The 12,602-nt window shown below is 41.8% G+C and carries 6 protein-coding genes; all 6 read left to right on the plus strand.

Annotated features, from left to right (window positions below):
- The first annotated feature begins 296 nt into the window (after positions 1-296).
- A complete protein-coding gene (locus B9G53_RS00465; RefSeq protein WP_094528362.1) occupies positions 297-2,942 on the plus strand; it encodes a tetratricopeptide repeat protein in 2,646 nt (881 codons plus the stop codon).
- Positions 2,943-2,975: 33 nt separating this feature from the next.
- Positions 2,976-6,119 carry a DUF2225 domain-containing protein gene (locus tag B9G53_RS00470; RefSeq protein ID WP_094528363.1) on the plus strand — a complete coding sequence of 1,048 codons (3,144 nt, stop codon included), beginning with the start codon at positions 2,976-2,978 and terminating at the stop codon, positions 6,117-6,119.
- Between the two features lie 97 nt (positions 6,120-6,216).
- The gene (locus B9G53_RS00475; protein ID WP_094528364.1) at positions 6,217-7,215 is read left to right on the plus strand and encodes a hypothetical protein; all 999 of its coding nucleotides are present in this window, start codon (positions 6,217-6,219) and stop codon (positions 7,213-7,215) included.
- A 265-nt stretch (positions 7,216-7,480) separates the two neighbouring features.
- Positions 7,481-8,278, plus strand: coding sequence for a hypothetical protein (locus B9G53_RS00480; protein ID WP_094528365.1), 798 nt, complete (start codon positions 7,481-7,483; stop codon positions 8,276-8,278).
- A 354-nt stretch (positions 8,279-8,632) separates the two neighbouring features.
- Positions 8,633-11,767, plus strand: a complete 3,135-nt coding sequence (locus B9G53_RS00485; protein ID WP_176453036.1) for a tetratricopeptide repeat protein — start codon at positions 8,633-8,635, stop codon at positions 11,765-11,767.
- A 182-nt stretch (positions 11,768-11,949) separates the two neighbouring features.
- Positions 11,950-12,602 (plus strand): tetratricopeptide repeat protein (locus B9G53_RS00490; RefSeq protein ID WP_254923486.1); only part of this gene is annotated, 653 nt, incomplete at its 3' end.

Below are 12,602 nucleotides of genomic sequence, written 5' to 3' on the forward strand. Positions count from 1 at the left end.
GTAGGGTTTGATCATTTCACAAGAATTAAGTAGCTAGGCATAAGAAAACTTAAAAAGCTTAGGTTGAGATCCCGGACTTTTTTTGTGAATTTGCAAATAGCCTTTGCTAGCTTAGAAAAAGTCGGGGATCTGTGCTTTTATAGGTTTCTTTTGACGATCTACTTATATCACCTAGTAGATAGTTTCGATTTTGGGTTGGTTATGTTTTTTGTAACGATCGCCTGTTTTGGGAAATATCGCTTTATGCTGTTTGGTACGCAATTGAGGGTTTCAATGTAAATGTGAGGGTTTTGGCGATGAATAAGGTTGTTAGGATTGCGATATTGACTTTTTTGGCTTGTGGGCATGTACAGATAGTGATAAGTGAAAGCGTTCAAGCTCAAACAAATCAAAACCGTAAAGCAGAAGCATCTCGACTATTGAATTTAGGGATTCAACAATTCAAGATTAGCCAGTTTGAAGCAGCGATACAATCATGGCAGCAAGCATTAACAATCTATCGCGAAATCAAAGACCGTCTCGGTGAGGGTCAGTCACTGGGAAATTTGGGAATCGCTTATCATTCCCTCGGCCAATATAACAAAGCGATCGAGTTCCATCTACAAAGATTAGCGATTGCACAGGAAATCAAAGACCGTCTCGGGGAGGGACAGTCTCTGGGAAATCTGGGAGTCGCTTATCATTCTCTCAGTCAATATGACAAAGCGATCGAGTTCCATCTGCAAGGCTTAGCGATTGCACAGGAAATCAAAGACCGTCTCGGGGAGGGAAAGTCTCTGGGGAATCTGGGAAATGCCTACTATTCCCTCGGTCAATATGACAAAGCGATCAAGTTCTATCTGCAAAGATTAGAAATCGCACGGGAAATCAAAGATCGTCTCGGGGAAGGAAATGCGTTGGGAAACCTGGGAAATGCTTACTATTCCCTCGGTCAATATAACAAAGCGATCAAGTTCCATCTGCAAAGATTAGCGATCACGCAGGAAATCAAAGACCGTCTCGGGGARGGAGCAGCACTAGGAAATCTAGGAGTCGCTTACTCTTCCCTCGGTCAATATGACAAAGCGATCAAGTTCTATCTRCAAAGATTAGAAATCGCGCGGGAAATCAAAGACCGTCTCGGGGAGGGAGCAGCACTAGGAAATCTAGGAGTCGCTTACTCTTCCCTCGGTCAATATGACAAAGCGATCAAGTTTCATCTGCAAAGATTAGAAATCACACGGGAAATCAAAGACCGTCTCGGGGAGGGACAGTCTCTGGGAAATCTTGGAACTACTTACAGTTTTCTTGGCAAATATGACAAAGCGCTCGAATTTCATCTGCACTACTTAGCGATCACACGGGAAATCAAAGACCGTTTCGGGGAGGGAAAGTCACTGAATAATTTAGCTGTTGCCTACGAAAATCTAAATCGAGATCCTGAAGCGATGATTTCTTATCAGCAAGCATTAACCATTGCTAGAGAAATCGGTGATAGAAATGGCGAAGGTTATGCTCTTGCAAATCTGGGAAATGTAATCTCCAAAGCAAAAGGACTCGAACTAGCGATTTTCTTTTACAAACAATCAATCAACGTCCGCGAAGCGATCCGCAAAGATATCCGTAAACTCGATAAAGATATCCAAAAATCCTATTTAGAAACTGTCTCTAGCAGCTATAAACGTCTTATCTACCTACTGATTCAGCAAGATCGCATCATGGAAGCATTACAGGTTCTCGATCTTCTCAAAATCCAAGAACTCGAAGACTATCTCAAAAATATCAAAGGTAGTGACAGATCGGCGCAAGGAGTGAGACTTTTAGAACCAGAGAAAGCTATGAGCGTAAAGCTCGGATCTATTAGCTTTGAGAATAGCCCTGAAATTAACAGCCAACTTGCTAACAAAATCCAACAACTTCCCAAATCTGAAATCAACAAAGTACCCGACTATCTCCAGAAAATCCCTCAAGGAACAGCTTTACTTTATCCATTAATTTTAGGCGACCGACTCGAAATTATCCTCTTCACACCCAATACCATCCCCATCAGCCGCACCGTCAAAATCTCACAAAAAGAACTAGAAACCCTAGTGATTGATTTTAGGGCTGGACTACTTGATGCTGGCTCTGAAGATGTCAAAGAACCTGCGACCCAACTCTACAAATTGCTGATTAAACCCATCGAATCCGAACTCATCCAAGCCAAAGCCACCACAATCCTCTATGCACCCGATGGCATCTTGCGCTATATTCCCATAGCCGCGCTTTATGATGGCAAACAATGGTTAGCAGAGAAATATCGCATTAGTAATCTGATCGCCTATAGCCTCTTTGACTTTTCCGCACAACCTAAAAACTCACCCAACATCCTCGCAGGAGCTTTCGGTGGTAAAGCAGGAGAGCAAAAGTTTGGACAAAATGCTTTGCCAGCGACGCTTACAGAAGTCCAAGCGATCGCCAATTCATTTCAAAACTCAGTCACCTTAACCGAAGAAAACTTTAGCCGCCAAGCGATCGAAGCAAAATTCAAAAATCATAATATTCTGCATCTTGCCACCCATGCCGAATTTAACATAGGCGTTCCAGATAACTCCTTCATCATTTTCGGCAACGGTGACAAAATTCGTCTCAATGAAATCACCGATTGGCAGATTCCGAATATCGATTTGATCGTGCTAAGTGCTTGTCAGACTGGAGTTGGTAAGTTGGGCGATGGTGTAGAAATCTTAGGCTTTGGTTATCAAGTCCAGAAAGCAGGAGCAAAACAGGCGATCGCCTCGCTCTGGAAAGTTGATGATGCAGGGACACAAGCTTTGATGGAAGCATTTTATGGTGAACTCAAAAAAGGTGATGTCACATCCACAGAGGCTTTACATAGAGCGCAAGTTGCTTTGATTAGATCCCCCCAATATAATCATCCTAATTATTGGTCAGCTTTCTTTGCGATTGGCAATGGACTATAGAGATAAAAATCTGTAATTACTACGAGGTGAGGTATGCGTGGAAGTTTGGCGATCACACTTTTGACAGTCTTATGTTGTGGGCAAGTGCAACTAGTAATATCCGATGCTGCGCGATCGCAATCTATCCAAGATCGTAAAGCAGCAGCCGAACGACTGTACAAACAAGGAAATCAGCAATATCAAGCTAATAAATATCAGGAAGCATTACAAGCTTGGGAACAATCTTTACAAATGTATCGTGAGATTAAAGATCGCAAGGGTGAAGGGAACTCATTGCATGGTCTAGGTAAGGCTTATGACGCACTTGAAGAGTACCCAAAAGCGATCGAGTTCTATGAACAGTCATTGCTAATCATGAGAGAGCTTAAGAATATAGCTCCCCTTGATGAGAGTACAACAATTTTCCGCATAGGACATGCTTACTCAATTCTGAATCAATTAGAAAGAGCCACGATATTTTATGAACAAGCTTTAACCATCAGAGCAAAAATCAGCGATCTCTCTCACGCCTACTTGAGAGAAGTTATCGGTGAACTGGTGCTTATTTATGCTGATCTTGGACAATATCAAAAAATAATCACAGTTTATGAACAAGAATTAGCGATCGTGCGCCAAAGAAAGCTTCTGACAGAGCAAGTAAGAGTCATCTATAATCTCGCCCAAGCTTACCAATTTTCTAGAGACTATGAACGTTCTATTGCCATGTATCAGCAAGCATTGGTAATTGCGAGAGAACTGAAAGATCAGGAACAAGAACGTAACTTACTAGATAATTTAGGCAACGTTTATCTGAAGGCAGGAAAATATGAACTAGCAATCACGATTTTTCAGCAAGTGTTAGCCAGTTCGGGCATGTCTCCAGATCCTACAAGTCAAGCTAGAGCCACAATCAGTTTAGGTGATGGCTATCGCAACTTAGGACAATACACACAGTCAATTAAGTTCTATCGACAGGGCTTAGAGCTATCGAGCAAACTGACAGATCGGATAGCTCAAGCAGGAATATTGGTTAAGCTCGGTAACGCTTATCTGAAGCTAGGAAAATATGAACAAGCGATCGCGCTTTATCAGCAGTCTTTAGCGATCACTCGCAGCATTGATCATCGTGATAGCGAAGGATTGCTCAGTAATATAGCTAGGGATCGACTTTACGATAGCTTGGGACAGGATGAAATCGCCATTCGTTTTTTTGCGCCGCGATATTATGTGATTCTGCCAGAAATCCAAGCTCGGATGGCGGAAGGCATCGTCCTCAGTAATTTGGGGCTAGCTTACGAAAGGTTAGGTCAATTTGACAAAGCAATTGCCCTATATCAGCAAGAACTAGCGATCGCGCGTGAAATCAAAGATATCGCCCGTGAAGGAGCCGTACTTAGCAATCTGGGTAATGCTTACGACAATTCCCAACAATATGACAAAGCAATTGTCTTGCATCAGCAAGCTTTAACGATAATGCAGAAAATCAAAGATAATGCTAGTAAAGGTCGAGTATTGGTCAATCTGGGCAATACTTATCGTAATTTAGGGCAGAATGAGCAGGCGATTGAAATTTATCAACAAGCTTTAGCGATCGCCAAAGAAATTAAAAATCGTGATAGCGAAGGTACGGCTCTCCGCAATCTGGGTGTGGCTTATGCCAATCGCGGACAGCATCAGCAAGCATTGGAGGCATATCAGCAAGCTGTAATCATCGCTAGGGAAATCGGCGATCGCGACGGTGAAGGAACGGTACTTAGCAATTTGGGTAAATTACTGGCGATTAAAAAACAGCCTGAATTAGCTATTTTCTTTTATAAACAATCAATCAATGTTCGAGAGTCTATTCGTAAAGATATTCGCGGATTAAGCCAAGACGAGCAAAGATCTTACCTATCTACGGTCGCAAATTCCTATCGCGATCTTGCCGATCTCTTGCTCCAACAAGGTCGGATTATGGAAGCCTTACAAGTTCTCGATCTGCTCAAAATTCAAGAACTTGAGGACTATTTAAAAAATATTAAAGGCAGTGATCGCACATTACAGGAAGTGAGACTTTTAGAGCCAGAGAGAGCGATTCGCGATCAGCAATTAGCAATTCGCTTTGAGCAAATATCGAATCTCAATCTTCAACTTGCCAATCAGATTCAGCAACTGCCTCCATCAGAGATCAACCAAATCCCCACCTACCTCAAGCAAATACCCCAAGGAACAGTATTACTTTATCCCCTGATTTTAAGCGATCGCCTCGAAATTATTCTCTTCTCCCCCCAAAGTCTCCCCATTAACCATACTGTCAAAATCTCTAAAGAAAGGCTAGAGACCTTAATTATTGACTACAGATCTGAACTTCTTGACGCTAGTTCTGAAGATTATAGAGAATCTGCGATCAAATTTTATAATCTACTAATTAAACCAATTGAAACAGAACTTGTACAAGCCAATGCTAAAACGATACTCTACGCGACCGATGGAATACTTCGCTATGTTCCTCTCTCCGCAATCTATGATGGCAAAAAGTGGCTAATTGAGAAATATCAAATTAGTAATTTAGTTGCTTATAGCCTCTCCGACTTTTCCCCAAAGCCCCAAGCTACGCCTAAAATCCTTGCAGGTGCTTTTGGTGGCAAAGCAGAAGAGAAAAAGTTTGGACAAAATGGCTTGCCTGCCACGATTAAAGAGATAGAGGCGATCGCTAATTCTTTCCAAAACTCAGTTATTTTAACTGAAAAAAACTTTAGCCGCCAAGCGATCGAATCTAAATTTAAAAACCATAATATTCTGCACTTAGCGACCCATGCTGAGTTTAATACAGGTACGCCAGACAATTCATTTATCATTTTTGGCAATGGGGACAAAATCTATCTTAGTGAAATTACTGATTGGCAAATTCCGAATATCAATTTGATTGTCCTAAGTGCCTGTCAGACAGGAGTTGGTAAACTGGGGGATGGTGTAGAAATTTTGGGATTTGGCTATCAAGTCCAAAAGGCTGGCGCAAAACAGGCGATCGCTTCTCTCTGGAAAGTCGATGATGTTGGTACACAGGTTCTGATGTCAGCTTTTTATCATGAGTTACAAAAAGGTGATGTCACGATTATGGAAGCATTACGCCGAGCGCAGGTTTCTCTAATTAAATCACCTAACTTCAATCATCCTAATTATTGGTCAGCTTTCTTTGCGATCGGGAATGGGCTGTAAATAAATTTGTAAATAAATAGTCGGAAAATGGAACAAAAAAGTCCATTTTCCGACTATTTATTAAGTTTGAGACAATATTAATTTGAAGGATATTTGAATGAACTACCGCAAAATCGTAATAGTGACCATTGCGACCTTAGTACAGGCTTGTGCATCATCACCGACAACAAGCATAGATAATCAGCAGACATTACAACGACAGATAGCAGGATCATCTGGAGGGAATAATCAGGTAGCAACTAATCTCGATAACAAGCAAAGTAATATTAGTTCTAATGGAAATCCACGTATAGATAATCAGAACATAGAAACTGCAAAACAGAGTAACACTAGCCTTCCTGTTTCATGCACCAAAGATGAATATAAAAGCTTTTTTGAACAATTTGTACGCGGTCAAGATGATCAAGGTAATGAAATACGCCATACCTTTACTGCTGCCTATATACAAGTTAGAGATTATCAAGACCCTAGCAAATTATTAGAGACTCTGAGTAGAAACGATGATGAATTCAGTATTGATCTTAGAGATTATCGATGGGTGCAACTAGTTCCTTCACGAGTTGATAATAGTCCCTATACTCGACTAAAACTGGATATCCAAAAAGTTGATGACAAAACATTTCGGGTGGACTACATCAAAGCTCAATATCAATATTCAGGTACTGGTACTAATCAAGATGAGAGCCTTATTAAAACCTATGGAGAACCAAATGCCTATATCTTTGAGCATCGTAATGGGTGCTGGAATCTGACACAGAAATTACAATCGATCGCGCGATCGCAGATTGAACCTACAACAGACAGCCAAGCCGCTATCGAAGCTGTTGTCAGAAAAAATATGGATTACGCGGATTTACGAAATATCTTACTCAAAAATGGTTGGGTTCCCTTAGTCAGTCCCCAATGCAAGACCAATGTTGGCGGAACTGCTACTGTCTGTGATAGTAGCCCTGAAGTGGAATCCTGTAGTGGTGATGGGTATTGCCTAATGTACTTTGTCCATAAAGCTTCTGGCTTAAAAATATCAATCACAACCTATGGGAGCAAATGGTATGTGACCCAATGGTCATTCAGCAAATTTTCGCCCCCTAGATAGGAAAGCTGAGGCGCACGCTGAGCGTGCGCTACAGCTTTTTTGTTTTTTATTGTGCCGTTTCCAAATTTGCAACCATGACTTGTTTGTTTATGGGGTGTTTTATACTTAGGGCTTGCTGAAAAAGCAAGAAAATTATACAAGTAAGGGTTTTCAAGTGTCTGATTGACCCAGAAAATATTCAGGAACATAATTTTTATAATAAAAGTCAGGGATGTAGGTTGAAAACACAAATTTGAACAGATATTTTGAGCTTGTGAGGTTTTAAATGCAGAGAATTAACTTGAGTCGCTTTTTATTGTGTGGTGCAACGGTAGCGATCGCGCTATCTGGTGCTAAATCGGTTAATGCTCAAGGGATGGATGTTCTTTTTGGACAAGCTTATAACACATGGCAAGGTTGGAGGAACGATGCCCAGAAGGTTCAGGAGATTAGGGCTAGACCTAGTAAACTTCTGGGTGAGGGCTACGTTGACCGAGATGCACAGAGACTAGAGGCAAGCCTTCTCTCAGCCACATCGATTGTGCAACAGCAAATAGAACTGCTCAATAATCCTGAGTATATTCTGTATCTATCGGGGCACTGGAGGCTATATCCAACTCCTCAAGGTCAAAAATCGGGCGAGTTTTGTAGTGCTTTCTTCTCAAGAAACGGGGTAATGCTCACTTTGTCGGGACCCGGTGGGGACTATAAAGGGGCGCTCCTCACATTTATGTCAACAGATATTCCCAAGCCTGACAAGATGCAAACGGTAAAAGTCACCCTCACTCAAGATGATGAACCTTCCGTAACGACGCACGCATTCAATTACTCACCTCCTAATATGCCATTTGGGGCGATCGTTTTTGCGGTTCCGACTATAGATGCGGCTTTATCTAACATGAAAGATGTTCAAGTTTTTAAGGTAGAGATGGATGGCAAACCCGTTGCGAAGATCAATTGGCATAGCGGGCTAGCTGCAAGTAGAGAACTGCGTAGGTGTGTGAATGGACAACCCTATACGGTGACAACTATCGACATTATGCCGACGAATATGAAGTACGATTACAACAATAGAAACAAGTAATTATGGTGACAGCTATCGACATTATGCCGACGAATATGAAGCGATGAAGATTGATCTCTTCTGATCTCAAGAGATAATTTATTGAAAATACATTGAGTAGAAGTTACGTCATTTTCTTCTCGCATCAGTATTCGTTGATTTGCTTGGAGTTTGCTATAAAAATAAGTTCACTCTAGAAGCCAAAAAGATGTGGCGCACGCTGCGCGTGCGTCACATCTTTTTGGCTTCTATTAAGCCGTTTCCATATTTGTAACCACGACTTGTTTGTTTATGGATTGTTTTATACTTGGCGACAATTGGCGCAATCGCTTTAGTTGTTCCATCGGTCGAGTAAAGAATAAATTTGAGGTTTTTATGCGTAAGATTTGGAGTGCCACTATTTTGACGGTATTGTTTGGTTTGCCTCTGCAGATAGTGATCAGTGAAGAAGCTCGATCGCAGCAGTCGATCCAATCACGTAAGACTGAAGCTGGTAATCTATTAGACAAAGCCATTGATCAGAGGCAAATTAAAGACTATCAAAATGCAATTCAGTTCGATTTGAAAGCTCTGAGTATTTGTCGTGAGATCAAAGATATTCAATGTGAAAGTTTTGCCCTTAATGGATTGGGAATTTCCCACGATCGCCTTGGACAATACCAACAAGCAATTGATTACCATCAGCGATCTTTAGCTATCTTTAAGCAGACAGGTAATCTCAAAGCGGAAGGATCAGCACTTAATAATCTGGGGCTTGCCTATGACAGTCTCAAGCAGTATCAGCAAGCCATTGATTTCTACCAGCAATCTTTAGCCGTCAAACGGCAAATTGGCGATCTTAAGGGTGAAGGGAATACTCTCAGAAGTCTAGGCAATGCCTATAACCGTCTCGGACAGGCGCAAAAGGCAATTGACTTTAATCAGCAATCTTTAGAGATATTTAAAAAAATTGGCGATCGCTATGGTGAAGCCGCCGCAATCAACAATTTGGGCAGTATCTATTTCGAGCTAGAACAGTATCAGAAAGTGCTGGATCTGAATCAACAATCTTTGGAGATATTTAAAAAAATTGGCGATCGCAGTGGCGAAGGGAAGTCTCTTTTTAATCTTGGCAATGCCTATAGAAAGCTTGGCAAATACCAAGAAGCCATCGATTTTTATCAGAAAGCCATAGCACTCTTTAGACAAGAAAAAGTTAGCGATCGCCATATCGAGGGCGACTCGTTTAAGTATATTGGTGATGCTTACCGCAGTTTAGGACAGTACCAAAAATCGACTGATGCTTATGCTCAGTCCTTAGCATTTTTTGTGAAGATGGGCGATCGCCATAGCGAGAAAGATCTACTCAATGATTTGGGAACTGCATACATGATTGTAGGAGAGGCTCAGAAAGCAATTAACTTTTATAATCGCTCCTTAGAAATTGCCAAACAAACCAAAGATATTAATGGAGAGGGGAATTCCCTAATCGGTATTGGCAATGGCTACAACAGTATTGGACAGTATCAAAGAGCCTTGGAATTTTATCAACAAGCTTTAGTTCTAAAGAAGCAAGAGGGAGATCGTCAAAGTGAAGCTAAGTTGTTAGGAAATTTGGCTAATGCGTACGACTATTTGGGCGATTATCAAAAAGCGATCGATTTTAACCAGCAATCTGCTGATATTTTTAGAAAAATCAACGATCTTGAAGGGCTTGGTAAATCCCTAAACAACTTGGGTAGTGCCTACAATAGTTTGGGCAACTCCTCCAAAGCCATTGCTTTCCATGAGCAGTCTTTAGCCATCTCCAAGCAGCTTAGGTATACTAGTGGCGAGGCTACATCATTCAATAACTTGGGAAATATATATCGAGGTTTAGGGCAAATCCAGAAGGCGATCGAGCTATATCAGCAATCCCTAGCAATTAATAAAACTAACGGCGATCGCAATGGCGAAGGAATTTCGTTAGGCAATTTGGGGAACACCTATATTAGCCTCAAGCAATATCCACAAGCAGTAACTTTTTACCAACAAGCTCTATCGATTTTTCAACAACTTGGCGATCGCAGTAAAGAAAGTCTCTCCTATAGCAATTTAGGATATGCTTTTTCTCAACTCAATCAACCTGAAGTAGCAATTCTCCTTTATAAACAATCAATCAATGTACGTGAATCGATTCGCAAAGATATTAGAGGACTCAGCAAGGAAAATCAAGCATCCTATCTAGGAACTGTTGCTTCTAGCTATAAAGATCTTGCCGACCTTCTCCTTAAGCGGGGAAGAATCATGGAAGCTTTGCAAGTTCTCGATCTGCTCAAAGTGCAGGAACTGGAAGACTATCTCAAAAATATCAAAGGCAGCGATCGCACAGTTCAAGGGGTTAAATTTTTAGCGGCCGAGAGAGCCATTAGCAGTCAGCTATCAGGGATTAGCGTTGAGAAAGGCGGAGAGATTAATCGTCAACTTGCAGACCAGATCAAGCAACTACCAGCCTCAGAGATCAACAAAGTTCCAGACTATCTTCAACAGATTCCTCAAGGAACAGTTCTACTTTATCCCTTGATTTTAGGCGATCGCCTAGAAGTCATTCTCTTTTCACCCAATAGTTTGCCAATTAGTCGTACCGTCAATATCTCCAAAGAAAAGCTAGAAGAATTAGTCCGAGAATTTAAAGCTGGACTTATTGATGTAGGTTCCGAAGATTACAAAGAAGCGGCTACCTCTCTCCATAATCTCCTTATTCAACCTATCGAAGCCGAACTCATCCAAGCCAAAACGCAAACGATTCTCTATGCACCTGATGGCATCCTCCGTTATGTTCCCCTTGCAGCGCTAAATGATGGCAAACAATGGCTTGGTGAAAAATATCGCATTAGCAATCTGATTGCTTACACACTCTCAGACTTCTCGCCCAAGTCCAAACTTCAGCCAAATATTTTAGCAGGAGCGTTTGGTGGTAAAGCAGGAGAAAGAAAATTTGGACAGCAGGGTTTACCTGCCACGCTTAAAGAAGTCCAAGCGATCGCCAATGCATTTCCAAATTCATCGACTCTACTAGAAGAGAACTTTAGCCGCCAAGGTACTGAAGCCAAATTCAAAAACTACAATATTCTCCACTTCGCCACCCATGCCGAGTTTAATACTGGTGCGCCCGATAATTCATTTATCATCTTTGGTAATGGTGACAAGATCCGTTTGAGTGAACTCACCGATTGGCAGATTCCTAATGTGGAATTAATCGTGCTTAGTGCTTGCCAGACTGGTGTTGGCAAATTAGGAACTGGGGTAGAAATATTAGGCTTTGGCTATCAAGTTCAGAAAATCGGGGCAAAAAATGCAATCGCTTCGCTTTGGTCTGTCGATGATGCTGGTACACAAGCTCTGATGGAAGCTTTTTATAAGGAACTCAAGAAGGGTGATATTTCTACTACGGAAGCATTACATAGAGCGCAGATTGCTTTGATTAAATCAGATAAATACAAACATCCTAATTACTGGTCGGCTTTCTTTGCGATCGGTAATGGATTGTAGGTAGTATCTACTGCCATCATCACGATAAAAAACTAGTTCTTTGGTCTCCCACTACGAGATTTTGATGTTTCTGGTGAATATTTGGTTATGTTTTTTGTAACGAATACCTGTTTTGGGGAATATCGCTTTATGCTGGCTGGTAGGCAACTGCGCGTTTTAATGTAAATGTGAGGATGTGGGCGATGAATAAGGCGATCGGTATTGCGATGTTGGCTTTTTTGGCTTGTGGGCAAGTGCAGATAGTGATTAGTGAAAGCGTCCAAGCCCAAACAAATCAAGACCGTAAAGCAGAAGCAGATCGACTGTTGCAACAAGGAAATCAGCAATATCAAATTAGCCAGTTTGAGGCGGCATTTCAGTCATGGCAGCAAGCACTAACTATCTATCGGCAAATCAAAGACCGTCTTGGTGAGGGGCATTCACTGGGAAACCTGGGAAGCGCTTACCAAGCTATCGGCAAATATGAAAAGGCGATCGAGTTCCAAATTCAAAGCCTAGCGATCGCGCGGGAAATCAAAGACCGTAGCGGTGAGGGACAGTTGCTGGGAAATCTGGGAAGCGCTTACTATTTCCTCGGCAAATATGACAAAGCGATCGAGTTCTATCTACAAAGCCTAGCGATCGCACGGGAAATCAAAGACCGTCAAGGTGAGGGAACTGCGCTGGGAAATCTGGGAAGCGCTTACATWGCCCTCRGCAAATATGACAAAGCGATCGAGTTCTATCTACAAAGCCTAGCGATCGCACGGGAAATMAAAAACCGTCAAGGTGAGGGAACTGCGCTGGGAAATCTGGGAAGCGCTTACCAAARCCTCGGCAAATATGACAAAGCGAT

It is taken from the genome of Pseudanabaena sp. SR411, assembly GCF_002251945.1.
Taxonomy (GTDB): domain Bacteria; phylum Cyanobacteriota; class Cyanobacteriia; order Pseudanabaenales; family Pseudanabaenaceae; genus Pseudanabaena.